Genomic DNA, 25284 nt, shown 5'->3' on the forward strand with positions numbered 1-25284 from the left:
AGACATCCCCGCAGGTCCGCTCACCCGGACCCCCGGTCAGCTCAGCTGACCGGGGGTTCTGGCTTCTCCGGTCAGTCCGCTGCGCCTAGGCCGGCGGCGGAGAGGCGAGGTAGTCCGTGAGTTCGGCGGGCCGCCGGCTGGCGAAAGTGACGTCCTCGAATTCAGGGCGGACAGTGAACCTTGTCTTCGAAAATTCGGTGAACGACAAGAATTTAGCACCCGCGAACCATGTGTAGCCGTTGAATGACGTATTGGTGAAAGTGGCGGTGCTCATAAAAGCGGACTTCCTGAATTCGGCTCCGCTGAATTCGGTATCGGTGAAGGATGCTGATCCGGCAAACGTGCATTCAGCGAAATTGGCGTCGTCGCCGAACTTGACTTCCTTGAGAGCGAGTTGCTCCTTGAAGTGAACTTTCCAGAAGTTGCCGCCCTTCTCGAACGTTGATTGGTCGAACCATGCGAATTTGGTGAATGTCGCTCCGATGAACCAGGTTCGCCCCGAGAATGTTGCCTTGGTGAAGGTTGTGTACCCGTGGACGACAGATCGGTCGAACCGCGATTCGTCCATGAAATGAGCATCATTGAAGGACGCTCTTCCGGTGAATCTGGCTCCCGTGAACGAAACTTTCCCGGCGAACACGGCTCGACGGAAGTCGGTGTCTCCAACCAGGTTGGTATCGGTGAATTTTGCCGTCTGGAGGCGGCAGTCCGCGAGATCGAGCCCGATGAGGGTCGCGCCCGTGAAATCCAGGTCGATGTCGGGCCAGAATCTGTCGGAATCGACGTGAAGATGATCTTGAAGGATGCTCTGCGCGGTCAAGCGGACCTCTCGCTCTTGGTGGCGCTCCTGGGGGACGGCGCGTGAAACGGCGCCAGGACGCTTGATCCCGAGCCTGCGACGGTCGGGACCATCCATCGGCGAGGCGTCGGGGCTGCGGAGGTAGGCGCAGATGACGTTGACGACGGTCTGCCGCTGGTGTGGATTGTCCTGGGCCACCCGTTCGAGGGCGTAGAGACCGCCGTGGCGAACGGCGGCGTGGGGCGAGCCGAGCTGTTCGACGGCCTTCAGGTACAGCTCGGTCAGGCGTCGTTCGGCGGCGTCGTGCTCGGCGGCCTGGGAGACCCGCTGCTGGTGGAGAAGCGTGAGCTCGGCGGACCGTTGCCGTCGCGCGGCGAGCAGCAACGCGGCCGCGCCGCCAGTTCCGGCCACCAACGTCGCGGCAGTCTTGATTGCGTCGAGCCGTTCGGCGGCCCCTGGTCCTGATGACGTCTTGAGCAGCAAAGTGGCTGCTACGAGCCCCAAGGTGAGCAGGGCGACGGCACTGAGCGCGATCGACCGTGAGGTGAGCGACCGCAGGGTCTCCGGTTCAGTTGACGGTGTGAGGTCCGCCCGCTCGCGGCGATCACGGAGGGAAAAGAGCGCCGTCGCGGCCGCCAGCGCCGCCACGGCCGGCACCGCGGCCCACCAATCACCGAGGCTGTGCCAGAGCGAGCCCCAGAGCGGACGCGTCGCCCAGACGGCGAACACGGCTCCCGCGCCCAGGGCCACCCACGCCAGGAGGGTCAAGTTCACGCGGTTCGCGAGGGTGGACCGCCGCGACAGTTTGCCAGTCACATCCGAAGAGTCGCGTGATCGGCTCCAGTGCTACAGCGGACTTGACTTGAAGGGAACTTGAAGTGTGACGGTGGTCGGCACAAGCTGATCAAGAGGAGCGCACCATGACCGTTCTCGTCACCGGCGCCACCGGCCACACGGGACGCCACGTCGTCAACGGCCTGCTGGCCACCGGGGTCGGCGTCAGGGTCCTTGTCCGGGATCCGGCGAAGGCGCCTGAGGGCGTCGACGTCGTCCAGGGGGACATCACCGATCTCGGGCCGGCCGCCGAAGGGGTCGACGCCGTCTACCTGCTCTGGCCCCACTTCCACGCCGACGGCGTCGAGAAAGCCGTCGCGCCGCTGGGAGGAAAGCGGATCGTCTACCTTTCCGCGATGTCCGCGGAAGCCGGGGGTGTCTGGGGAGACGTCGAGGCCGCCGTCACGAACGTCACGGACGACTGGACCTTCCTCCGCGTCACCGGCCTCGCCACCAACGCGCTCGCCTGGGCGCAGCAAGCCGAAACCGGTGTCGTCCGGGCGCCGTACGGGCAGGCGCGGAGGTCGCTCGTCCACGAACGCGACGTCGCCGACATGGCCGTCAAGGCGCTCGCCGACGGCGGGCACGCGAAGCAGATCTACCTCGTCACCGGACCGGAAGCCATCAGCCAGGCCGAGCAGGCCCGGCTCATCGGGGAAGCGCTGGGAAAGCCCGTCAGGTGGGAGGAACAGCCGCTCGGCGAAGCGAAAAAGCAGTTGAGTCAGTACATGGGAGAGCAATTCGCGGCGAGCGCGCTGGAACACTGGGCGTCTCTCGTCGCGGAACCCGAGCCCGTCTCGCTGGACGTCGCCACCGTGACCGGGCACCCCGCGCGGCCCTTCGAAGAGTGGGCGCGGGAGCACTTCAGCTGAGCTGGGCGACCGGGGTCGTCATCGGCTCCAGTTCGGCCGAAAGCGCGGTCAGCGAAGCGACTTTCTCCTGCACCGTCCGGATCACGGCGGTGCACGCGGCGCTGACCTCGCTCACCACCTCCGCCGACCGGTCGCCCGTCAGGACCGCTGCCACCGCGGCGTCCGCATCGGAAACGATGACGGAAACCTCCGAGGAGACCGCCAGCGCCAGTTCGTCCAGCCGGTCGGCGATCCGGACGCCCAGTGCCGCGGTGGCGGCGGCCGCCCGCGCCGCCGCGCTGTACTGACCGTCCACTGTGTCCGCCCAGGTGCCGAAGGCCTCCGTGCTGCCACCCGTTTCGGCGCGGTCGACGCCGGCGCGGAACTCCGTCTGCGCCGACGTCACCGCCAGCGCGCCCGCGTCGATCGCCGAGGCGGACGTGCGGATCGACGACGGCGAACAGTCGAGGTGCCGCAGCGCCGCGACCGGGTCCGGGGCGCCGATGCGCCCCGCCGCCGCCCGCAACGTCGCCAGCCGTGTCGCGGCCGACGTCAGCGACGGGTGCTCGAAGACCTCCGTCACGGCGCCATCGCGATCCGCCCCCGGAAGCCGGTGCTCCGGGTGCTGTCGGCCGCGATCCGCAGGCGTCCCGCCAGGTCCGACGTCGCGTCGCCGAGCACCCGGGCGTCGGCCTCACGGGCCGCCAGCGCGGCTGCCCAGCGGGCCGCCAGCTCGCGGGCCTGCGACGAAATGCCGAACGGCGTCGAGTCGACGCGGGCTTCGGCGAACCGGCCCGCCGCTTTGTCGTCGGCGGCCGCGGCCTGGTCGAGCAGGTCGGCCGCGGCACGCAGCCGGTCAGGCGCCTTCGGGGGGTTGCGGGTGGCGGCGCCCCCGGCCTCGGGGCGAAGCCTCGAGATGTCACTCGCCTTCGGGGGGTTCCGGGTGGCGCCCCCGACCTCAGGGCGAAGCCTCGAGATGTCACTGCCGATCCGCGAGCCTCTGCCTTCCGGCATGGGGACCTCCGTTGTCAAGGGCGCTCACCCGATCGTGGAAGATCTTGCCTCATGCCCCCGCGCGGCCCGCATCGCGGTGACCTGCGTCGTTCGGCGCGTTCCACCAAGTGGACGTCTTGACCGCGAGCCGGGAAGACGGTGACCATGAACCCATGCCCGCCACCTCGGAAAGCACGCCAATCCGGTGGCACGGCCGCGCCTCCAAGCGGTCGATCGGGGAAGGCGTCGCGGAGCTCCTGTTGCGCCGCGGCCGCCTGGGCTCGCCTCCTGCCTGACGCGAACCCGGCGTCCGAATCCCCGAAACCCTTGGAGTACAACCATGTCCGTAGAACTTCCGGCCCGGATTCCGCTGCGCGACGCCGTCGCGCCGGCCGATGGCATCGTCGAAGGCCCCCGCATCCTGCGGGAACCGCGGAGCGGCCCGTACGAGCTGTTCACCCTCCGTCCGCTGGGCCGGGTGATCGGCGCCGAGATCGACGGCGTCGACCTCGCCGAGCCGCTGACGCCCGAGCTGCGCGCGGAGCTCAACCGCGCCCTGCTCGAGTGGAAGGTGATCTTCTTCCGCGACCAGCGGATCACGGCGGCCCAGCAGCGCGCGTTCGCCGCGAACTGGGGCGAGCTGGAGACCAACCCGTTCATCGCGCGGGGCGACGATGAGGAGGTCACGCGCTTCGAGCGCACGGCGGCGATGCCCGGCTACGAGAACATCTGGCACACCGACGTCACCTGGCGGCCGAACCCCGCGCTCGGCTCGGTGCTGCGGCTGATCGAGGTGCCACCGGTCGGCGGCGACACGATGTGGGCCGACATGGCCGCCGCCTACGACAACCTGCCCGAAGACGTCCGCGCCCGCATCGACGGGCTCACCGCGGTGCACGACTACCTCCCCGGTTTCGACCGGTTCTCCGACCCGGGCCTGCTGGCCCGGTGGCAGGACCGCTTCCCACCGGTGGCGCACCCGGTGGTCCGGACGCACCCGGAGACCGGGCGGCGCACCCTCTTCGTCAACCAGGCGTTCACCACGCACATCGTGGGACTGGACCGGGCGGAGAGCGACCGGCTGCTGCGGTACCTGTTCCTGCAGGCACACACGCCGGAATTCCAGGTCCGGTTCAGCTGGCGGCCGAATTCGGTGGCGTTCTGGGACAACCGCGCGACGCAGCACTACGCGGTCAACGACTACCACCCGCACGTCCGCATCGCGGAGCGCGTCGCCATCTCGGGCGACCGGCCGGTCTGAGCCTTACTCTGGGTTCATGACCGATGAACCCCAAGCAGTGGTGACCGGTTTTCTGAAGGCCCTCGAAGACCTCGACATCGACCGCGCGCTGACGTTCGCGGCGAGCGACATCGTGTACCAGAACGTGCCGTTACCGCCCGCCCGTGGCGTCGCGGCGGTGGAGAAACAGCTGCGGCTCATGGCCCGGTTCGGCTCCGGGTTCGAGGCGCGGACGCACCACATCGCCGCGGACGGCAACGTCGTGCTCACCGAACGCACCGACGTGCTGCGCCGCGGCGCGTGGGAAGCGGAGTTCTGGGTGTGCGGCACGTTCGAGGTCGAGGCGGGCCGGATCGTGCTCTGGCGCGACTATTTCGACTGGACGACCGTCCTGGCCGCGAGCGCGAAGGGCGCCGGGCGGGTCGCGCTGGCCGGCGCGCGCACGCTTCTCAGCCGTTACAAGGGGAGGCAGGCGGTTCGCTAGACCCGGTGCTCGCCGCGGTCGTGGTCCCGAAGGTCCACGACCGCGGCTATCCCCAGCACCAGCACGAACACGCAACTGAGAACAATCAGCCCCCACACGATCGTTCTCCCTCCCCCGTGTCGTGCCGACCGCGAGCTGTCGGGGAGTGGTCTGTGCCACTTTTCCGGCGGCTCACGCAGACCGTACCGCCGCTTCAGCACGGTTGTTCCCGTCCTTGAGCTGCATTTAAGGCAGATGCGCCGGATGGGTGACAAGACGGGGGGCAGTTGTCACACACTGCGCGCAATCCGTTACGCACCAACAGCAACCGACGCGATTCCGCCCTGGACGGTCACCTTCGCCGATCGCAGTGCGGAAACTTCCGCGACGTATCGCAGTACCTTGTCCGCTTCGTCCCCGGCGAGCGGTTCGCACTCATTGTTGGCATTCCGCCGCACGGGGATCAGTTCGAGCCGGGGTTCGTCGCCGAACACGCACCCGGCCAGCAGCCCGTCCGGCCAGGTGGAGACGAGGTTGCCGAGGCTGTAGAGGATGGGACGGCGGCGGTACACCTCGACGGCCTGGATGGTGTGCGGCCCGTGCCCGGCGACCAGGTCGGCGCCGGCGTCGAGCGCGGCGCGCCCGTACGCGACCTGGTACTCGGCCAGGTCGGGGCCCGGCAGGCCCCAGTGCATCGAGACGACGACGTGGTCGTTGGCCGCCTTGGCGCGCTTCACGTCGGCGATGAGCCGGTCGAGGTGCTCGGGGACCGGTGCCGTCCGGACGAGCGGCGGCCGGCCCGGGATCTCCCCGACGCGGGGATCGGGCTGGTACGCCGTCGTCGCAAACGCTTGCGCGACGCCCGGAGCTTCCGGCTGCGCGGCTTGGCCGTAGGCGCGAAGTGAGGTGTACGCGAGGAATGCGATCTTTTCGTCGGATCGTTCGAGCACCGCGGGTGCGTGCGCGGCGGCGAGGTTCGCGCCGGCGCCGCAGTGCGCTATCCCGGCGTGGTCGAGGGCCGCGAGGCTCGCCATCGCGGCCGCCGGGGGGTGGGGCGCGTCGTTGGCGACCGAGACGACGTCGATGCCGGCCGACTTCAGCGCTTCGGCCGCCGCCGCGTCGACAGTGCCTTCGAGGTTCACGAACCGGAGGTCGGCGCCCTTGAACAGCGGATCCAGTCGGCCGAACGCGGTCGAGGGCGTCGCGCGGCCCTGAATGTCGACGTCTCCGCCGAGGACAAGCGTGATCACGGAACCTGCTCTGCCGATCGGGTGACGACGAAAGTAGTTGTTGCCAATCGTTGCATCTTTGTCTTCCTCCTTCTCACTTGTTCGGGGGACTATGCCACGACTGTTCAAGCACAAAGGGGACTCAGGGTGACCAAGACCCACAGATTCAAGGCCGCCTTCACGGTGGCCGTCGTACCGGGCCTGGTGCTCGGCGTGGCGGCACCGGCGGCGCTCGCCACGCCGAGCGCCGACGCGGTCATCGCCGAGGTCTACGGCGGTGGGGGCAACTCGGGAGCGACGCTCACCAGCGACTTCGTCGAACTCGCCAACCGCGGCCCGGCGGCCGCGAGCCTGGCCGGCTTCAGCGTCCAGTACCTGCCCGGCTCGCCGAGCGCGTCCAGCACCTGGCAGGTGACGCAGCTGACCGGCAGCGTCGCGCCGGGTGGCCGCTACCTCGTGGCCGAGGGCAAGGGCGCCGGGGGCACGGTCGCGCTGCCCACGCCGGACGCGACCGGCGCGATCGCGATGTCGGCCGCCGCGGGCACGATCGCCCTCGTCTCCGGCACCACCGCCCTGACCTGCAAGACCGCCGCGGACTGCGCCGCCGACCCCCGGATCAAGGACCTCGTCGGGTTCGGCACGGCCACCGTGCGCGAGGGCGCGCCGACCGCCGCGCCGTCGAACACGAACTCCGTCGCGCGCGGCGCGGCGCTCGCCGACACGGACGACAACGCCGCCGACTTCACCGTCGGCGAGCCGACCCCGACCAACGCCGCGGGCGAGTCGGCCGGTGGCGACCCCGGCCCGGCGCCGACGCCGGCGAAGATCCACGGAATCCAGGGCACCACCCGCATTTCGCCCTTCAAGGACAAGAAGGTCAGCGACGTCACCGGCGTCGTCACCGCGACCAGGACGTTCGGCTCGCTCCGCGGGTTCTGGCTCACCGACCCGAACCCGGACACCGACCCGCGCACCAGCGAGGGCCTGTTCGTGTTCACCGGCGCCACCAGCCCGGCCGTCGCGGTCGGCGACGCGGTGACCGCGACCGGCACCGTCCGCGAGTTCTACCCGGACACGCCGTCGACGTCGCCCTACCAGTCGCTCACCGAGCTGGCGAGTGCACAGTGGACGGTCGACTCCCACGGGAACGCCCTGCCCGCGCCGACCGTGCTGAACCCCGACACCGTGCCGACGACGTACGCGTCGTCGCCCGGCGGGAACACCGAGCCGCTCACCCTGGAGCCGTCGAAGTACGCGCTCGACTTCTGGGAGGCGCACGAGAGCGAGGTCGTGAGCGTCACCGACGCCCGCGTCGTCGGGCCCACGAACTCGTTCAACGAGCTGTACGTGACGACGAAGCCGGACCAGCACCGCTCCGTTCGCGGTGGCACCGTCTACCTCGGCTACGACCAGCTGAACAGCGGTGTGCTGAAGGTCCAGTCGCTGATCCCGTTCGCCGAGCGGACGTTCCCGAAGCTCAACGTCGGCGATGTGCTCACCGGCACCACGTCGGGCCCGGTCGAGTACGACGACTTCGGCGGCTACACGCTGCTGGCCAACGTGCTCGGTACCGAAAAGGACAACGGGCTCCAGGGCGAGACCACGCGCAAACAGCGTTCCGGCGAGCTCGCGGTCACGACGTACAACGTCGAGAACCTGTCCCCTGTGGACACCCAGGCGAAGTTCGACCGGCTCGCCGACGCGATCGTGACGCACCTGGCGACGCCGGACATCGTGACGCTGGAAGAGATCCAGGACAACAACGGTCCGGTGAACGACAGCGTGGTCACCGCCGACCAGACTCTTCAGCGGTTCACCGACGCGATCGTCGCGAAGGGCGGCCCGCGCTACCAGTGGCGCGAGATCGACCCGGTCGACGACGCCGACGGCGGCCAGCCGGGCGGCAACATCCGCGTCGCGTTCCTGTTCAACCCGGCCCGGGTGTCCTTCGTGGACCGTCCGGGCGGGACGTCGACGACGGCCGTCGGCGTGGTCCGCGAACACGGCAAGGCGCACCTGACGGCGTCGCCCGGCCGCGTCGACCCGGCGAACGAGGCCTGGACGGCCAGCCGCAAGCCGCTCGCCGGCGAGTTCGTCTTCAAGGGCCGCACGGTGTTCGTCATCGCCAACCACTTCAACTCCAAGGGCGGTGACCAGCCGACGCACGGCCGGTTCCAGCCGCCGTCGCGCAGTTCCGAGGTGCAGCGGGCGAAGCAGGCCACGGTGCTGCGCGGGTTCGTCGACCAGCTGCTGGCGGCGGATCGCGGCGCCAACATCGTCGTGGCGGGCGACCTGAACGACTACCCGTTCTCGCCGGCGGTCCAGACGCTCACCGCCGGTGGCGCGCTGAAGGACCTGATCGCGTCGGTGCCGGAAGCCGAGCGGTACAGCTACGTGTTCGAGGGCCAGTCGCAGGTGCTGGACCACATCCTGGCGTCGCAGGCGCCGCGCGGGGTGGACTACGACGTCGTCCACATCAACGCGGAGTTCGCCGACCAGGCCAGTGACCACGACCCGCAGGTGATCCGGTTCCGGCCGAGCGCGGGCAACGCGGTCCTGGACGGGATCAACGACCTGCTCGACTGCCTGGAGCAGGTGTTCGGCAAGCACCTCCCGTAGTTCCTGGCTGAAAAGGCCACCATCGGGCGCTGATGCCCGATGGTGGCCTTTCTTTTGCTCACTCCATCGGGTGACCGTGGAACCACGGAGCGTTTCTCGTCGTCTTACGGTTGACGGGACCACAGGGGAGGGTGGCGTGGACGGATACGCGGTGAAGGTCGACGAGCTGGGCAAGCTCATCGGCGACCTCGGCACGGCGGCGGACCGGATGGCCGATGCCAACAAGAAGCTGGGCGGCGGTGGGGCGTTCGGTTCGCTGGGGACCGCTGAGCTGGGCACAGCGGGCGTCGAGTTCGAGGAGGCCTGGGGTTACGGGATCGGGCGCCTCGGCGACGCGGCTTCGGGTATTACGGAGCGCCTCAAGGAGGCGAAGCAGAAGTACGAGCAAATCGAGGCGCAGTTCAATGGTGAGCTGTCGAAGTTCGGATCGGCGGTGGGCGACGGTCCCGCGGGCGGCCCGGATCCGGGCGGGGCGCGGGGGAACCACCCCCGGCTCGACGGGCCGGCGGGTGGTGGCCACACCGGTGGCGTGCCCGGCATCAACGACCCGGCCGAGCGGGACGACGGTCCGGTGGGCGGCGGCGCGACCGGCGGCATCACCGGCATCCTGAGCGGCCTCGACCGATGAGCGCCCGGGATTTCCCGGCCCTGGGCTTCGACCCCGCGCCTGGCGACCTCGATGGCATCACCGATCTGGCGGGCAAGTACCGGGTGGTGAGCACCGACCTGACCGAAGCCGACGACGCGCTGCGGCAGATCGTCCGGAAGCAGGGCATCTGGCAGGGCGAAGCGAGCGAGGCGTTCACGCGGCGCATCGGCCCGCTGCCGCAGTACCTCGAGGGTGCGGCGAGGTCCATGGGCCAGGCCGCGGACGCACTGGAAGGCTGGTCTCGCGACCTCGGCGACCTGCGGAAACGCGCGGCCGACCTGGAGGCCCGCGCGGAAGCGGCAGCTCGGGCCGCGGAGGAAGCGCGCGCGAACCCGGACTTGGCGCTGGCCAACCGGACGTTCCAGGACCAGCTGACTCTGCAGATCGCCCAACGCCTGCTGGACAACGCGGGCCAGCAGCTCCAAACCGCGATCGACGGCTGCCAGAACATCCAGGACGCGGCGAGGCAGCTTCAGCAGGAGCACACGGAGGCGGCCGGCCGGGTCGCCGAGCTGCTGCGGAAGGCGAAGGAGCCGGCTCCGGACGAGCCGGACGTCCTCGACAAGCTGAGCGACGCGGTCGGTGGCGCCCTGGGCGACTTGACGAACACCCTCGCGGACGGCGTGGACGAGGCGTGGGACCACGTCGAGGACCACGCGGAGCTCCTGTCGAAGCTCTCGGACGTGACCGGCGACCTCGGCAACATGCTGGGCATCGCCAGCGACTTCGTTCCCGATCCCGCCGGCATGGTCGTGAGTGCTGTGGCCACCGGTTTGGGGGTCGCGGCGCTGGATGGACACCTGCTGGCGAAAGCTGCCGGTGCCGACGTCGCGCCCGAAACGCTTACGTTCGACGCTCTCGGCGCGGCCACGTCCCTGGCCGGTTTGATCCCGGGACTGCCGGACTCGGCGGCAAAGATAGTCACCGCCGCCGGATGGGGCCTGTTCGCGGAACAGGTGAGTGGAGAGGCCGCCGCCGCCGCCATGGGCAAGGACTTCGAGGGCCCGATCGGGGACATCAAGAACTACTGGGTGCCCAAGGATGTCACCCAGGACGTCGTGTTCCCGGTTTCACCAGCCGGTGTCGCGTACTGGAACGCCACCGAAGCCGGAGTCGATGCCGACAACGCGCCGGAACGTCGGCGTGAGCGGGCGGAAGACGAGGTGTGGAACTGATGCCTCTGCAGATCGACCTGCCGCCCGGGTTCGCCGGGATGCCGGTGGGCAGCGACGACAAGATGAACCGCGGCCACGCCTGGACCGTGGCCGAGAGCCTGGCGGCCGGCGCCGGGAAGACCATCGAGGAGTTCGGCAGCTACCTGATGGCGCTGGTGCCGACCATGCAGGCCAACGGCATCCGGGTCTTCGGCAAGTTCGCGGTCGGGCCGCGCCGCGGGGACGTCGCCACCTTGACGCTGGGTGTGGTGCGGTGGCCGGAGGCCGCCGGAAACCGTGACGCCGTCGTGGCGGCGATGGCCGAGCAGTACCGGAGCCGCCATCGGCGAGCCGTCGTCCAGCCGGTGCGCCTCCCGATCGGCCCGGCCGTAGTCGCGATCAGTGGCGGCGAGTTCCACCTGCCCGAGCGGGACGTGCGCACCCAGATCAAGGCGGAGTACCAGATCCCCTTGCCGGACGGCCGGTCCGTGGTGATCCTCTCGGTGGTCGCGGAATCCGAAGATGCCTGGCCCGCCGTCGCCGAGGCGACGGCGAGGGTGGCTTGGAGCCTTCGCAGCGGGGAAGCGTCGTGATCACCACGGTGGCGACCGGTTCGGCCGACCTGGCCGCGGAGCTCGACGGCCGGAGCCAGGTGTACTTCCGGATGATGGAGATCGGCTTGGCCCAGGCGGATCTCGTCCGCGTCGCGTACAGCCGGGGCTATTCGCTGATCGATCATCGGGTCGGGAAGTCATACGAGTTCGTCTCCACTCCGCACCAGCCGGGGAGAACGGCATGAGCGGCAACGACCAGCTGATCGAGGAAATGCGCTGGCAGCTCAAGCAGATCGAGGACCGCAAGGCCGAGAACCAGCGCCTCCTCGCGGGGATCGCCGGGAGCGGCCACACGACCGTCGTCTCGCCGGATCGGTCCGTCACCGTGCTTGCCGGGCCCGGCGGAGTCGTCAGCGAGGTGCGGCTCGCGCCCGAAGCCCTGCGGTTCGACGCCGTCACGCTGAGCCGGACCATCACCGCCGCCATCCGGGAGGCCGTCGCCGCCGGGGGACGGCTTGCCGCGCAGCAACCTCAGGCGCCACAGGCACCGCCGCGCCCACATCCGCCAACGCCACAGCGCACTCCCCAGCAGCGCAGGCAAGCTCCGGCCTACGAAGACGAACCTTATGACACCGTCTTCGACGTCTGACCCCTTGTTGCTGGCGTGATCCGTGCCGTCGAGTGCGAAATAGCGCAGTGCGGTGAACTGGGCCTCGATGCGGTTGAGCCAGGAGCTGTTGGCCGGGAACGGCGTTCCGGCCAACGCGCCGGGCACAGTGACGCGAGGTCAGCTCAGATGCCGGGTGAAGAACCTCAGAGAGCTGTCCACTTCGAACGACGGCACGTCCCCATGCTTGCCGGTGTTGGCGTGCAGCGTCTTCTCAGATGAGGCCAGCGCGTCGAACAACGCCAGGCTCTGGTCCCGCGGAACCATCTCGTCGTCCCACTGGACCAGGAACTGCACCGGAGCAGTGATCCGCGCGGCGTCTTCGGCCAGCCCGTGCACGCCGAGCAGGCCCAGCACTGCGGCTCGGATCCGGGGTTCCGCGGCGATGAGCGGAATGCCGAGCCCGCAGCCCATCGACATACCGCAGTAGCCCACCGGTCCGACGCCGACCTGGGCGAGGCTCTGGACGGCGGTCAGGACCGCCTGCCAATCCGCGACGGCCTGACCGGCCAGATAGCTGTGCATATCGGCGACCAGCGCGCCCGGGTTCGCACCGGTGGCCATGCCGGCCCGCATGTCGGCCACGATCCGGCCGAACTCCTCGTCCTGGGGCCGGTCGCCGTGGTTGGGCGCGTCGATCGCGACGACCGCGAAGCCTTCGGCGGCGTAGCGGCGGGCGCGGGACACGGTGCTGGGGGCCGTCTTGTGCTGCCTGCCGCCGTGGCCCAGCAGAATCAGGGGACGAGTACCAGAGGCGTCTTCCGGCGTCCACAGCACGCCGGGGATCTCGTCGACGGTGAAGAACTGTTCGGTGACGCCATCCGACGACGTCTGGGAGGTGAAGCGCATCAGCGTTTCATGCCTTTCGGGATGCCTTGTGCGGGCGCTCCCTAGGCCCTGCGAAGAAGGGAGCCCCGACCTGTCACAGCGTTGATCGGTCTCACCTCCTTGAACTCGCAGTTGTGCACGACGGCGCCGAACGTATCACAGAGATCAACACCCGCTCCCCGCCAGGGCAAACGTTGCCTGTTGCGGCACTAGACCTGCGGTGGCTGCTTTCCCCGCTTGGCTGCCGCCCGCTTGGCTCGCCACCCCAGGGCCAGCACCGCCTGCACCAGCTCCTGGTAGCTCGGCTTGACCTCCTCGAGGTACCGCTCGAGATAGGCCGCCCGCGCCGTGACGACCGGGCGAGGGTTGTCGCCCGGGGCGAGCCAGGTCAGGCTCTGGATGTTGTGCAGCGCCATCTTCCACCAACGCGTCGCGCGCTCGGCCGCGCGTTCTTCGCGCTCGGTCGCCGCCGCGATCGCGTTCCGGGCTTCCTCGATCTCCGTCTCCAGCGCCTCCGCGCGCGCCAGCTCCCACGCACGCAGGTTCTCCGCCGAACCCCGCGAAAGGGCGATGATCTCCTTGTACCGCATGGCCGCGGTGGCGCCGTCATCGGTCATTGCGCGTTCTCCGGACGCTGGAACGGGATGATCACTTCGGGGGCGCCGTGGGTCGTGCGGTCGAAGAACAACGCGCGGCCCGGCCGCGGTGACCAGTGCACGACCTGGCCCGCCGCGAACGGCGAGAGCTCGTTGCCCTGGACGTCGAGCGCCGCCCACGTGCCGATGTCGTCGGTGCCGGCGAAACCCAGGGTGTCCTTCAGCCGTGCGATGCTGCGCCACCAGCCGATCGTGTGGATGCCGTGGGCCGGCCCCTGTTTCAGCAGCATCCGCAGGTGGTCCAGCCCGCTCTTCGGCTGCCCGACCGCCTTCACCTCGAGCGACGGCAGTGCCGCGTCGACGCCGTACAGCAGCAGGATCTTCGCGCCGCCGGCCAGCGCGCCCGTCATCGACTCGAGCGTGCCGGGCAGGTCGTCCACAAGGGACGCCGTGTGGCCCTCCCCGCGCAGCCGTTCGGCCAGCTCCAACACCGACGGCGCGCACGCCTCGATCGCGCAGCCGAGCACGAACTCGACCGCGTCCGGCTCGTACTGCCGGGCCAGCGATCGGGCCGACGAGTCCAAGATGGACAGTGCCTCGGCGGTCGCGGACCCGAGCACCGCGATGTTGCGGCCCGGGGCCCAGGCCAGGTCGACGCCGCACGCCGTCTCGGTGACGTCGATCGACTGGCCGAGCAGTGCCCGCGGCTTCGAGTTCGGCTTCAGGTCGAGGTACACCGGGAACTGTTCCAGCACCGGCTGGTGCGCGCCGTCGAACAGGCGCGGCCGCGCGAAGTGGCCCGAGTACACCTCCCACAACCGGTGCTGCAGCCGGACGAACACGTTCTTGCTGCTCGCGTCGGGGATGTGCGCCAGCTGGTTGCCGTGCGCGACTCCGGAGTCGTGGTTGACCACCGCGTGCCACTTCGGCGCCGACACCGCGGCGTTGTTCGTCTCGGCCAGCACGCGCCGCGCCTTCGGCATCGCGATCCGCAGCGTGCACTGCTCGAACACCGCCGGCTTGCCCCAGAACGCTTCGATGCCGGCGACGTCCTGGCTGGCCAGCACCAGGTGGATGCCCTGCGACCGGCCGCGCCGCGCGATGTCCTCCAGCAGCTGCGTCGCCGTCGCGGTCACCTGGTCACGGCCCGCGAACAGGTACTGGAACTCGTCGATCACCGCGACGATCCGCGGCCAGTGCCCGCCGGGGTCGGCTTCGCGGAGGTCGGCGAGGTTCGTGACCTCGTGCTCCTTCGCGGCCGCGGACCGGCGGCGGAGCTCGTCGGCCAGGAACCGCAGCAGCGCCAGGCCGAACTCGCGGTCGGTGTTGACGTTGACGCCGACGAGCCGCGCGTGCGGCAGCCAGCTCGCGTCCTTCCGCCCCGGCGCCAGCCCGGCGAACGAGACGCCTTCCTTGAAGTCCAGCAGGTACAGCGCCAGCTCGTTCGGGTCGTACCGCGCCGCGAGGCCGCCGAGCAGCGCGTACAGGAAGTTCGTCTTGCCCGAGCCGGACGGACCGCCGATCAGGGCGTGCGGGCTCGCGTCGCCGATCACGACTTCGACCGGCTCGCCCTCGAAGAACCCGACCGGCGCCCGGAGTTCCCGCGCGGAGCTTTCGCGCCCCAGTTCCGTGGGCAGCAGGTCGTCGAACGACCGCGGCCCGCCCTGCTTGGCGATCAGCGCCTTGGCGATCTTGTCGACGGCGCGGATCACCTGCCCGGACGGCATCGGCGGATCGAGGTCGACGACCAGGTCGGTGCCCGTCATGCTGCTGATCGCGTGCCGGTCGTCGACGAGGCCGAGCGTCTCGACGGGCGCGCTCACCGCCGTCGGCACGTCGACCATGATCAGGCAGATCCCGGCGGCCAGCGCACCGCTCGCGACGCGCTTGAGGTCGCGCGCGCGTTCGGGCTCGAGGGTTTCCCCGTTCCCGTAGAGCACGACGATGCGGAACGGCTCGCCCCGCTGTCCGGTCTCCTTCCGCATTTCCCGCAGCGACGTGAAGCCGGCGGACATGCAGCTGGCGTGGATGCGGCGGATGTGCCCGGCCAGCTCGTCGAGGAGGTCCTCGAGCCGGCCGGGGTCGTACAGCGAGAGCGCGCTGGTCTGGCTCAGCGGGTAGAAGTCGGGCAGGATCGCGGTCAGCTGCCCGATGTCCCACAGGTGCACACGCACGGCGCCGGGCTCGAACGTCGAGAGCACGCGGATCAGCAGGTTCTGCACGATGCCGTCGATCGCGCGCCGCGTCTTGGGCACCGACGTGATCGAGAGGTGCGACTCGTCGAGCAGCGGGACCGCGACATCGAAGCTCCGCGTGGGATCGCCGCCGGCGGCCGTGGCGGAGCCGACGCGCCACAGGCCCGGCGACGTCAGGCCGGGGTTGTGCCCGACCGCGCCGAGCCAGTCGCCCGGCGGCAGCCCGGCCGCGCCGGGCGCGTTCTGCGAGACCAGTTCGCGCAGGCTCGCGGGGCCTTGGCCCCAGTCGGTGTAGAAGGCGCTGCGGACGCTGCCGAGCGCGCCGAACACCTCGTGTGCGGCGGGATGGCGGGACCATTCGTTCTGCTGCTCGGCGCTGGCGTGGTTCATGCCGGTGCGGACGATGTCCCGCTCCAGCTCGAGTTTGGCGAGATCGGCCTCGGCGGCTTGACGCGCGCCGGCCGCCGCACCCAGCACCAGCCCGATTTGGTGGCGGACCCGGTCCAGTGCGGTCTCGACGCGGTTGCGTTGCTCGGCTGACTTGTTGGCCATCGGCGTCCCCAAGAAGGTGTCCCAAGAAGCATTACAGGCGTGAGCGGTATCCGCTCACCAGATCCTCGGCGGCGCCCAGGCGGACGAGGAGCTGGTCCAGCCCCTCGCCGGCCTGCGCGTACTGCGAAGGAAGCCAGGGATCGGCCTTGGCCTGAGCGTCCACGAGAGCTTGCCGGGCTTCCCCGAGCAGGCTTGTGGCCCGCTCGGCGTGGGCACGCGCATCGGCGAGCCCGGCCACGACGGCGGTGAGCAACTGATGGAGTTCGGCGAGCGTCATCCGGCTAGAGCCGCGCCGAATAGGCGTCGGCGGAGGAAATGCTGGCCTGGATGGTGCTCTGCATGCCGCTGATGTCATGCAGTGCCTGCGCTAGCAGACCGTGGGCCTGGCTCACTTCGTGCTGGCTGCTGCCTTGCGTCGCCTGGGCGAGCGACTGCTGGGCTTCTTCGAGAGACTGCGCTGCCTGTTGAAGGGCGGCGATGCTCGCGGACGCCTTTTCATTGGCGAGCGCGATGCCAGCGCGGATCTCTTCGACTCCGGCCATCGGGCCTCTACTCCTCGATATCTCGTCGATCGTACGGGGGCGTGTTCCATTGAAACAGATTCAACGACTCAGCGTGATCATCTGACGTTGCCGAGTGATCGCGGCCCAGAATCAGCAAGGCCCCGGACGTGGGAACGTCCGGGGCCGGGCCGATCACGGTCTGTGCGGGGGTCCTCCCGGCACCAGTACCGCATGCTGAGTCGCTGGCCACCGCTACCCCAGGTCAGAGCAGTTTCGTGCCACTGCTGGCCTTTCTCGACAGGGGGCGGGCGAGGTGGGGTGAGACTAGCGCGACTAGGCCAATGGCCTCCGCTCAGCCCTGGTCGTGACCCACCGTGCCGAAGGAGCCTGAGCGCGGTCGAGATTTTTCACGTTTCAACCAGCCGAAAGTCTGTCCGGCTCCCGTCGGGGCCACGGAAGTTCCGGCCCGGAACGACGAAACGCGGCCTACTTGCTGGTCAAGACAGGTCGATCGGCACCGCGCCGTCCTGGAGGAGGTCGCCGAGGGCTGGGGCGACCAGCCTCCCCACCGCCCCTGGGGCGAGGACCCCGTCGAGCTGATCTTCGGCAAGCCACACGGAAACGCCGGGTGTCCCGAAGCGGGGCACCCGGCGTTTGCCTGATCAAGCGCGGAGGATACAGGATTCGAACCTGCGAGGGCGTGAACCCAACACGCTTTCCAAGCGTGCGCCTTAGGCCGCTCGGCCAATCCTCCGCGAGAGACGATACCGGATGCCCTTCCCCGCCTGCGAAGGCGGGTCTGAGCTGCGCCGCGAAGCGGTCAGCGGGTGACGTCCGCGACGACGCACGTGATGTTGTCCGGGCCGCCGCCTTCGTTGGCCAGGCGGATCAGTTCGGGGATCGTGTCCGCCGGGTCGGCGATGTCCGCCAGCACGTCGCGCAGGGTGGCTTCGGTGACCGGGCCGCTCAGGCCGTCCGAGCAGAGCAGGTAGCGGTCGCCCTCGGCCGGGGTGAACGTCCAGATGTCGGGGGCGGCGGAACCCGCCGTCTGCAGTGCCTTCATCAGCAGCGAACGCCGCGGGTGCGTCTCGGCGTCCTCGGCGGCGACGCGGCCGTCCTCGATCAGGGCCTGCACCAAGGTGTGGTCGCGGGTCAGCCGGCGCAGGCCGCCGTCGCGCAGGAGGTAGCCGCGGGAGTCGCCGATGTGGGCCGCCGCGAACTCGACGCCGTCGAAGAGCAGGGCCGTCAGCGTCGTGCCCATGCCGTCGGTCGTCGGCTCCTGCGAAGCGACTTCGACCAGCCGCTCGCCGATCGACTTGACCACGCCGGCCAGGGTGGCGGCCAGGTCGACGCCCGTGAGGTCGACCCGCCGCAGGTCGACTTCGAGCTCGCGCAGCACGTCGACCGCGGTCGCGCTGGCGACCTCGCCGTGCGGCTGGCCGCCGATGCCGTCGGCGACGGCCAGCAAGCGGGAACTCGCGTACAGCGAATCCTCGTTGATCCGGCGACGCTTGCCGACGTCCGACCCCGCGGCGTACCGCAGGACGTACCGATCGTGTGTCATGCCTCCATGAAAGCATTGGTTGACTGAGTTCACAACCACAGCGGCTGAATGGAGCATCATCCGATAGAGTTCCGGCATGGACGACGCCACGGTCAGCGCGGCCGACATCGCGCGGCTCGCCGGGGTCGGCCGGGCCGCGGTGAGCAACTGGCGCCGCCGCTACCCGGACTTCCCGCAGCCGGTCGGCGGCACGGCGTCGAGCCCGTTGTTCGGCCTGTCCGACGTCGCCGGCTGGTTCCGCGCCCGGGGCAAGAAGTTCGAACTGACCGCCGGCGAACGCGCGTGGCAGCGTCTGCGCGCCCTCGGCGACGACCTCGACCTGGCCGAGCGGGTGAGCCGCGCGGGGGTCTTCTTCGCCTTTCAGGCCGGGATCTTCGACACCTTCGACAGCAAGATCGACGACCCGGAACTGCTCGCCCTGCTCAGCGAGATGACCCGCCGGTCCGGGCCGGTCGAATCGTTCGAGCTGTTGTGCCGCAGGTACTTCGAGGCGCACTCGCGGCGGTTGTCGGCCACGCCGGAGCCGGTCGCCGAGCTGATGGCCCGGGTCACCGGGCCGGTGTCGACGATCCTCGACCCCGCGTGCGGCTTCGGCGCGCTCGCGCTGGCGAGCGGCGCGAAAACCGTCCTGGGGCAGGACAGCGACCCGATGACGGCGTCGATCGCGGCGCTGCGGCTGCGGCTGCGCGGTATCGAGGCCGAGGTCTACGCGGTCGACGCGCTGCGCGAAGACGCCTTCGCCGGCCGGACCGCCGAAGCCGTGTTGTGCGATCCGCCGTTCAACGAACGGGCCTGGGGACACGACGAGCTCGTCGGCGACGAGCGCTGGGAATACGGCCTGCCGCCGCGCGGCGAGCCGGAGCTCGCCTGGGTGCAGCACTGCCTCGCCCACGTCGAACCCGGCGGCACGGTCGCGATCCTGATGCCGGGCGCGGCGGCCGGGCGGCGCAGCGGGAAGCGCATCCGCGGCAACCTCCTGCGCGCGGGCGCGGTCCGGGCGGTCGTCACGCTGACGTCGGTGGGGCCCGACCTCTGGCTGCTGCGGCGCCCGGTGGCGGGGCAGCGCCCGCCGTCCACCGTGCTGCTCGGCGAGGCGGGCGACGATCTGTCCACAGTGGAGACGAGCTGGCGGGAGTTCCTGGCCCGGCCCGAATCCGGCGTCCGGATCATCGACCTGCTCGACGACGACGTCGACCTCACGCCGGCGCGGCGCCGGGCCAGGGACGAGGACCTCGGCCAGGCCTTCCAGGCGGTGCGGGGCCGGTTCGCCGAGCTCGCGCCGCGGTTGCCGCCGCTCGAGGCGGCGGACGCCGAACCGGCCTTCACGACCATCGGCGAGCTGGTCAAGGCGGGAGTCGTCGAGGTCAGGCACGCGGCCCGCGCCGATGCCGAGCACCCGACCGCCGAAGCGGGTGACGTCGTCGCGTCCGTGACCGGGATCGCGTACGTCCACAGTGGACCACCGGAGCCGGTCGGCGCCGGCCTCAGCGTGTACCGCGTCGACCCGGCGCGGCTGGACGCGGACTTCCTGGCCGGCTGCCTGCGCGCGGCCGACCTGCCCGCCGCGTCCGCGTCGACCCGGATCGACGGCAGACGCGTGCGGATCCCGCGGGTCACCATCGCCGTCCAGCGCGAGTACGGCCAGGTCTTCGGGAAACTCGCCGAGTTCGACGCCGCCCTGCGCGAGACGGCCGAAACGGGCCGTGAGCTGGTCCGGCTAGGCTTCGCTGGACTTGTCGAAGGACGGCTCCGCCCGGGCCGATAGGGGAACGGATGCTGATCGCCGACCGCTACGAGCTCGACGAGCTGCCGCTCGGCCGCGGCGGGATGGGCGCGGTGCACGGCGGGCTCGACCGCCGGCTGGGCCGGCGCATCGCGATCAAGCTGCTCAGGCTGCCGGGCCGCGACGAAGAGCTGGAGGCCCGCTTCGCCCGCGAGGCCCGGATCCTGGCGACGCTCGACCACCCCGGCGTGCCGACGCTCTACGACTACGGCACCCACGACGACCGGTTGTTCCAGGTCATGCAGTTCGTCGACGGCGTGACCGTGGCCGATCTGCTCGCCGAGCACGGGCCGCTGCCGGTGCCGTGGGCCGCGGCGATCGTGGCGCAGGCGTGCGCGGTGCTGACCGCCGCCCACGCGCTGGCGGTCTGCCACCGCGACCTCAAGCCGTCCAACCTGATGCTCGGTCCCGACGGCGGCGTGAAAGTGATGGACTTCGGGCTCGCCGTGCTCCGCGAAGCCGACGCCGCGCAGTTCACGCGGGCCGGGCAGCTGCTGGGGACGCCGTCGTACATGGCTCCCGAGCAGATCCAGCGGGGTGGCGCCGAGCCGCGCAGCGATCTCTACGCGCTGGGTTGCGTGCTGCACGAAATGCTCACCGGCCGGCGGCTCTTCGACGGGCCCACGGCGTACGCGGTGTTCGAGCGGCAGGTCAAGGAGCTGCCGCCGCCGGTGCCGGGGGTGCCGAAACAGCTCAACGCGCTGCTCGCCGAGATGCTGGCGAAGGACCCCGAAGCCCGGCCGCCCGGCGCGGCCGTGCTGTACGAGCGCCTCGGCGCGTTCGTCGGCGGGCTGCCGCCGCTGCCGGGGTTCCTGGTGCCGCCGTCGGTGCCCAGCCCGGGCCGGATGTACGCGCGGATGCTCGGCCGCGTCAGCGGCTGATCGCGGCGTGCCGCGAACCTGCTGGTAGACGGCCTGGCAGAGGACGAGAACGAGGATGGCGACGTAGAGCAGGACGCTCGCTGAGCGCCGGGTCGACATCATCTACCCAATCGTGACCTTCGCGGACGAACCTCGACCGGGTGACCGCCGTCTTTACGGGTGTCCAAAAGCGATGATCGTCTAATTGGGGGTACCGGATCGTGAAGAGGCTTCTGGCGGGAGCGGCCGCGCTGGCCACCGCGTTCGTGCTGGCCGCGTGCTCCGGCGGGGCCGCGTCGGGTGGGCCGAACGCGGGCGGCGGGGCCGTCGCCGCGGCGGGGACCGGCGGCGGGGCGCCGGCCACGACTTCGAGCACCACCCCGACGCCGACGACGACCAGCGAGACGCCGACGCCGACGCCGACCTCGTCGAAGCCGAAGCCGAAGCCCACGCCGACCAGCACCACGCCCAAGCCGAAGCCGAAGCCTCCGGCGAACAACCCGGACGTCCCGTGCGCGGCGGCGGCCGCGGCGGCGGGCACTGCCGCCTGCGTGGACATCTCGGCGCACCAGGCGTGGATCCTGCAGGGCGGCAAGGTGGTCTACGGGCCGGTCAAGATGCTGCCGGGGCGCCCGAGCAACCCGACGCCGACCGGCACGTTCCGCGTGCTGTCGAAGGAAAAGATGCACCTGTCGAATGAGTTCGACAACGCGGAGATGCCGAACTCGGTGTTCTTCTACCCGGGCGACGCGTTCCACACCGGCAGCCTCTCGGTGTACTCGCACGGCTGCATCCACCTGTCGGCCAGCGCGTCCCTCAAGTTCTTCAACACCCTGCACGTCGGTGACGTCGTGCAGGTTGTCCCCTAACGAAAACGGGACAAACACGGACAGTAGGTAACAGTCAGATAAAAACACTCGTACGAGTGAAACCGGCCCCCCTGTTCAGGCGATAAGTGATCGCCTGAAAGGGGGGCCAAATGGCCTTGCGCAAACTTCGCGCAATCCGCCACGCATTCGTGGCGGCAGTACTGACCGGGGCGTTGCTGCCTGTCGTGTCCACGGGGGTGGCGGCGGCGGCAACAACACTCCCGCAGGGGTTCGTGCTGCAGGACACCAGCGCCGGTCTGGGGACCGAACCGCTGACGGACTTCGCCTACCTGCCGGACAACTCGATCCTCGTCACCGGTAAGAGCGGCACCGTCCGCTGGCTGCCGGCCGGCGGGACGGGAAAGACGATCGCGACGCTTCCGGTCCGCATCAACCAGGACCTCGGTCTCATCGGGCTGGCCGTCGCGCCGGACTACGCGACATCGCACTCCATCTACCTGACGCGCTCGATCGACGTGGCCGGCGGGTTCGTCATGCGGCTGGCGCGGTTCACGGTCAGCGTGGACGCGGCGGGCGCGCCGGCCGCGCTCACCGGCGAGAAGACGCTGTTCGAGGTACCCGGCGGCTTCAACGTCCACGGCATCGACGCCGTCAACGCGGCCGCGGACGGGACGCTGTGGCTGTCCGTCGGCGACAACGGCGACTTCACCAAGGTGGACGCGACCTCGCTGCGCGCCCAGGACATCAACCAGCCGTACGGCAAGATCTTCCACCTGACCGCCGACGGGAACGGCGTGCCGGGCAACCCGTACTACGACGCGGCCAACCCGGCGTCGACCGCCAGCAAGGTCTTCGCGCGGGGTTTCCGCAACCCGTTCCGGTTCAGCGTCGACCCGAACCTCGGCCTGCCGGTCGTGGGTGACGTCGGCTGGGACACCTGGGAAGAGGTGGACGTCGTCCAGCGCGGCGGCAACCAGGGGTGGCCGTGCTGGGAGGGCACGCACGCGACGCCGGGCTACAGCACCCTTCCGCAGTGTGCCGGCGTGGCGAACCAGCCGCCGATCTTCGAATACCAGCACGGCAGTGGCCCCATGCTGGGCAACAGCGTCACCGGCGGCATCCTCTACAACGGATCCAGCTACCCGGCGGCCTACCGCGGCTCGTACTTCTTCGGCGACTACGTGGCGAAGCGGATCTGGACACTGCGGTACGACGGCCAGGGCAAGCTCACGCAGGCCCCGGAGAACCCGCCGGTCTTCACCGGCATCGGCGGCCCGGTGAAGTTCGCGGCGGCGCCGAACGGTGACATCGTCTACGCCGACATCCTGTCCGGCACCGTGCGCCGCCTGAGCTACTCGGCCAACAACACGGCGCCGGTGGCGAAGGCGACGACGGTCACTGATCCGGACACCCGGACGGTGTCGTTCGACGGCTCCTCGTCGGTCGACTACGACAACGACGCGCTGACGTACGACTGGGACTTCGGGGACGGGACCAAGGTGGCCAATGCCGGCCCGAAGGTGAACCATCCCTACGCGGCGGGCACCGAGGCGTTCACCGCGACGCTCACGGTCCGCGACCCGCTGGGCGCCACCGGCACGACCACCGTCACGGTCGCGCCCGGCAACCACTCCCCGGAGCTCACCCTGACCACGCCCGGGGACAACGCGACGTTCGCGGTGAGCCAGCAGATCGAACTGAGCGCCACCGCGACCGACGTCGAGGACGGCGCGTTGCCGGTCTCGTGGACCACGGCGGTGCGGCACTGCCCGAGCGAGGCGACCTGCCACTCGCACCCGGGCTTCGGCGGGACCGGGGCGAGCTTCTCGCTGCCGTTCACCGAGCACCCGGACTCCCGGATGGAGTTCACCGCGACCGTGACCGACAGCGCCGGCCTCACCACGTCCAAGACGTACACGGCGATGCCGCGCCTGCACCGGGTCACCCTGGTCAGCACGCAGCCCGCGGAGCTGAGCATCTCGGTCGCCGGCGGTGTCAGCGCGGCGCCGGTCACCGAGGGCGCGTCGTTCGACGTCGAGGCCGCGAACCTCGCCATCGACGGCGTCTCGACGTTCACCGGCTGGCAGGGCGGCCCGACGGACACCAGGTGGATCATCACCGTCGGCGCCGGCGACATGACGCTGACGGCGAACTACGCCACCCCGATCGACCAGCGCTACGCGGACCCGGCGGTGCAGGCGAAGCTCGGGGCCCCGACGGGTGCCGAGATCACCGACGGCGCGGTCCACTACCGGACCTACGCGGGAGGCCGGCTGTACTGGAGCGCCGGGACCGGGGCGAAGTACCTCACCAACGGTCCGGTGCTGGACAAGTACGTCGCCTTCGGCGGGCACAATGTGCTCGGCCCGCCGATGACGGACAACGCGGCCACGCCGGACGGGGTGGGCCAGTACGTCAACTTCGTCAACAAGGGCAACGTCGGGTCGATCTACTACACGGCCGCGACGGGTGCGCACGTGATCTACGGTGAGATCCGGAAGAAGTGGGCGGCGCTCGGTTACGAGAACGGCATCGGCTACCCGACCAACGACGAGGACGGGACGCCGGACGGCGTCGGCCGGTTCAACCACTTCGTCAAGGGCGGCAACGTCGGGTCGATCTACTACACGGCCGCGAACGGCGCGCACGCGATCTACGGCGAGATCCGGAAGAAGTGGGCGGCGTACGGCTACGAGCGTGGTCTCGGCTATCCGATCAACGACGAGGACGGGACGCCGGACGGCGTCGGCCGCTTCAACCACTTCAGCCTCAACCACTCGATCTACTACACGGCGGCGACCAATGCGCACGTCGTGAAGGGCGAGATCCGGAAGAAGTGGGCGGCCCTCGGGTGGGAACGCTCCTACCTGCGTTACCCGACGACGGACGAGTACGTGACGAACGGGGTGTACCGCAGCGACTTCCAGGGCGGCTACATCACCTTCACCGTCGCCGGCGGGGCGGTCGACCACCGCTGGTGACACCGAACCGAACCGACGCGGGCCGTCTCCGGGATTCCGGAGGCGGCCCGCGCCGTTCGGCCAGGAAGTTCCCGGCGCGCGCTCAGGGTGAACGCAGGTCCGCCGGCGTGATCCCCGCCGACGCCAGCGGCAGGCCGAGGGCGACACGCTCGGTGAGCCAGGGGCTCGGCCGGTAACGGGGATCGCCGGTGGCCGCGGCCAGGCCGCGCAGGATGCGCAGCACCACGTCGCCGCCGACGAGGTCGCCCCAGGCCAGCGGGCCGCGCGGGTAGCCGAGGCCGAGCCGCACCGCCGTGTCGATGTCCGGTGGCGTGGCCAGGTGCTGGCCCGCGATGAAGCACGCGGTGTTGACGATCGACGCGAGCAGCCGCTGCGCGATCGGGGCGGGCCCGTCGCGGACGACCGTCACCGGGCGGCCGGTCGCGGCCAGCGCGCCCCAGGCGGCGCGGCCCGCCGCGGCGTCGAGGCCCGGGTGCACCGACATCGTCAGGCGCCGTTCGTAGCCGCCGAGCGGGTCTACGCCGGCGACGCGGGCGAGCG

General features: G+C 70.2%; 24 protein-coding genes and 1 tRNA gene. 13 read left to right on the forward strand and 12 right to left on the reverse strand.

The window, feature by feature from the left end; genetic code table 11:
- Positions 1–85: 85 nt before the first annotated feature.
- Positions 86–1615, reverse strand: coding sequence for a pentapeptide repeat-containing protein (locus AB0M82_RS13275; RefSeq protein ID WP_364720934.1), 1530 nt, complete (start codon positions 1613–1615; stop codon positions 86–88).
- A 104-nt stretch (positions 1616–1719) separates the two neighbouring features.
- On the opposite strand from AB0M82_RS13275, the gene AB0M82_RS13280 reads away from it, so the two are divergent.
- Positions 1720–2505 (forward strand): NAD(P)H-binding protein, encoded by a 786-nt coding sequence (locus tag AB0M82_RS13280; protein ID WP_364720936.1) that lies wholly within the window; start codon positions 1720–1722, stop codon positions 2503–2505.
- Here the strand turns inward: AB0M82_RS13280 and AB0M82_RS13285 are convergent.
- Together AB0M82_RS13285 and AB0M82_RS13290 are read right to left on the reverse strand one after the other, a co-directional pair.
- A complete protein-coding gene (locus tag AB0M82_RS13285; protein WP_364720939.1) occupies positions 2498–3067 on the reverse strand; it encodes a hypothetical protein in 570 nt (189 codons plus the stop codon). The two genes, AB0M82_RS13280 and AB0M82_RS13285, sit on opposite strands and share 8 nt — an antisense overlap.
- On the reverse strand, positions 3064–3498 hold the full coding sequence (locus AB0M82_RS13290; RefSeq protein ID WP_364720941.1) for a hypothetical protein: 435 nt from the start codon (positions 3496–3498) through the stop codon (positions 3064–3066). The genes AB0M82_RS13285 and AB0M82_RS13290 overlap by 4 nt, the downstream gene beginning before the upstream one ends.
- A gap of 319 nt (positions 3499–3817) precedes the next feature.
- Here AB0M82_RS13290 and AB0M82_RS13295 point away from each other — a divergent pair, with 319 nt between their 5' ends.
- Together AB0M82_RS13295 and AB0M82_RS13300 are read left to right on the forward strand one after the other, a co-directional pair.
- A complete protein-coding gene (locus tag AB0M82_RS13295) occupies positions 3818–4738 on the forward strand; it encodes a TauD/TfdA family dioxygenase (RefSeq protein WP_364720943.1) in 921 nt (306 codons plus the stop codon).
- Positions 4739–4754: 16 nt separating this feature from the next.
- The gene (locus AB0M82_RS13300; protein ID WP_364720946.1) at positions 4755–5201 is read left to right on the forward strand and encodes a limonene-1,2-epoxide hydrolase family protein; all 447 of its coding nucleotides are present in this window, start codon (positions 4755–4757) and stop codon (positions 5199–5201) included.
- A gap of 290 nt (positions 5202–5491) precedes the next feature.
- Here AB0M82_RS13300 and AB0M82_RS13305 read toward each other — a convergent pair whose 3' ends face one another.
- Positions 5492–6430, reverse strand: coding sequence for a CapA family protein (locus AB0M82_RS13305; protein ID WP_364720948.1), 939 nt, complete (start codon positions 6428–6430; stop codon positions 5492–5494).
- 126 nt (positions 6431–6556) lie between these two features.
- Here AB0M82_RS13305 and AB0M82_RS13310 point away from each other — a divergent pair, with 126 nt between their 5' ends.
- The 6 genes from AB0M82_RS13310 to AB0M82_RS13335 all read left to right on the forward strand — a co-directional run bounded on the left by AB0M82_RS13310 (position 6557) and on the right by AB0M82_RS13335 (position 12034).
- Positions 6557–9028 carry an endonuclease/exonuclease/phosphatase family protein gene (locus AB0M82_RS13310; protein ID WP_364720951.1) on the forward strand — a complete coding sequence of 824 codons (2472 nt, stop codon included), beginning with the start codon at positions 6557–6559 and terminating at the stop codon, positions 9026–9028.
- A gap of 136 nt (positions 9029–9164) precedes the next feature.
- Positions 9165–9656, forward strand: coding sequence for a hypothetical protein (locus AB0M82_RS13315; RefSeq protein WP_364720953.1), 492 nt, complete (start codon positions 9165–9167; stop codon positions 9654–9656).
- Complete coding sequence (locus tag AB0M82_RS13320) at positions 9653–10852, forward strand: putative T7SS-secreted protein (protein WP_364720956.1); 1200 nt, start codon at positions 9653–9655, stop codon at positions 10850–10852. The genes AB0M82_RS13315 and AB0M82_RS13320 overlap by 4 nt, the downstream gene beginning before the upstream one ends.
- Complete coding sequence (locus AB0M82_RS13325; RefSeq protein ID WP_364720958.1) at positions 10852–11424, forward strand: hypothetical protein; 573 nt, start codon at positions 10852–10854, stop codon at positions 11422–11424. The genes AB0M82_RS13320 and AB0M82_RS13325 overlap by 1 nt, the downstream gene beginning before the upstream one ends.
- Positions 11421–11630, forward strand: coding sequence for a hypothetical protein (locus AB0M82_RS13330; protein WP_364720961.1), 210 nt, complete (start codon positions 11421–11423; stop codon positions 11628–11630). The genes AB0M82_RS13325 and AB0M82_RS13330 overlap by 4 nt, the downstream gene beginning before the upstream one ends.
- Positions 11627–12034, forward strand: coding sequence for a YbaB/EbfC family nucleoid-associated protein (locus AB0M82_RS13335; RefSeq protein ID WP_364720964.1), 408 nt, complete (start codon positions 11627–11629; stop codon positions 12032–12034). The genes AB0M82_RS13330 and AB0M82_RS13335 overlap by 4 nt, the downstream gene beginning before the upstream one ends.
- Before the next feature lie 138 nt (positions 12035–12172).
- On the opposite strand, the gene AB0M82_RS13340 is transcribed toward AB0M82_RS13335, so the two are convergent.
- The 7 genes from AB0M82_RS13340 to AB0M82_RS13370 form a co-directional block, all read right to left on the reverse strand.
- Complete coding sequence (locus AB0M82_RS13340) at positions 12173–12901, reverse strand: dienelactone hydrolase family protein (protein WP_364720966.1); 729 nt, start codon at positions 12899–12901, stop codon at positions 12173–12175.
- Between the two features lie 188 nt (positions 12902–13089).
- Complete coding sequence (locus AB0M82_RS13345; RefSeq protein ID WP_364720967.1) at positions 13090–13497, reverse strand: hypothetical protein; 408 nt, start codon at positions 13495–13497, stop codon at positions 13090–13092.
- Positions 13494–16223 (reverse strand): FtsK/SpoIIIE domain-containing protein, encoded by a 2730-nt coding sequence (locus tag AB0M82_RS13350; protein ID WP_364720970.1) that lies wholly within the window; start codon positions 16221–16223, stop codon positions 13494–13496. Before AB0M82_RS13350 ends, AB0M82_RS13345 begins: the two co-directional genes overlap by 4 nt.
- A gap of 31 nt (positions 16224–16254) precedes the next feature.
- A complete protein-coding gene (locus AB0M82_RS13355) occupies positions 16255–16500 on the reverse strand; it encodes a hypothetical protein (RefSeq protein WP_364720973.1) in 246 nt (81 codons plus the stop codon).
- Between the two features lie 4 nt (positions 16501–16504).
- A complete protein-coding gene (locus AB0M82_RS13360; RefSeq protein ID WP_364720974.1) occupies positions 16505–16765 on the reverse strand; it encodes a hypothetical protein in 261 nt (86 codons plus the stop codon).
- Positions 16766–17395: 630 nt separating this feature from the next.
- Positions 17396–17480: transfer RNA gene (locus AB0M82_RS13365), tRNA-Ser, on the reverse strand.
- 66 nt (positions 17481–17546) lie between these two features.
- Entirely contained in the window at positions 17547–18290 is a 744-nt protein-coding gene (locus AB0M82_RS13370) for a protein phosphatase 2C domain-containing protein (RefSeq protein WP_364720976.1), read from the reverse strand.
- A gap of 76 nt (positions 18291–18366) precedes the next feature.
- Here AB0M82_RS13370 and AB0M82_RS13375 point away from each other — a divergent pair, with 76 nt between their 5' ends.
- The 4 genes from AB0M82_RS13375 to AB0M82_RS13390 all read left to right on the forward strand — a co-directional run bounded on the left by AB0M82_RS13375 (position 18367) and on the right by AB0M82_RS13390 (position 24744).
- Positions 18367–20055, forward strand: coding sequence for an N-6 DNA methylase (locus AB0M82_RS13375; protein ID WP_364720979.1), 1689 nt, complete (start codon positions 18367–18369; stop codon positions 20053–20055).
- A gap of 8 nt (positions 20056–20063) precedes the next feature.
- Positions 20064–20954, forward strand: a complete 891-nt coding sequence (locus AB0M82_RS13380) for a serine/threonine-protein kinase (protein WP_364720982.1) — start codon at positions 20064–20066, stop codon at positions 20952–20954.
- A gap of 200 nt (positions 20955–21154) precedes the next feature.
- Complete coding sequence (locus AB0M82_RS13385; RefSeq protein ID WP_364720985.1) at positions 21155–21802, forward strand: L,D-transpeptidase; 648 nt, start codon at positions 21155–21157, stop codon at positions 21800–21802.
- Between the two features lie 110 nt (positions 21803–21912).
- Positions 21913–24744 carry a PQQ-dependent sugar dehydrogenase gene (locus AB0M82_RS13390; RefSeq protein WP_364720988.1) on the forward strand — a complete coding sequence of 944 codons (2832 nt, stop codon included), beginning with the start codon at positions 21913–21915 and terminating at the stop codon, positions 24742–24744.
- A gap of 82 nt (positions 24745–24826) precedes the next feature.
- Here the strand turns inward: AB0M82_RS13390 and AB0M82_RS13395 are convergent.
- The coding region (locus tag AB0M82_RS13395; protein ID WP_364720990.1) for a 3-hydroxyacyl-CoA dehydrogenase family protein at positions 24827–25284 on the reverse strand (458 nt) is incomplete at its 5' end.

Origin of the sequence: Amycolatopsis sp. NPDC051128 (genome assembly GCF_040682715.1) — a bacterium.
Classification (GTDB): Bacteria; Actinomycetota; Actinomycetes; order Mycobacteriales; family Pseudonocardiaceae; genus Amycolatopsis.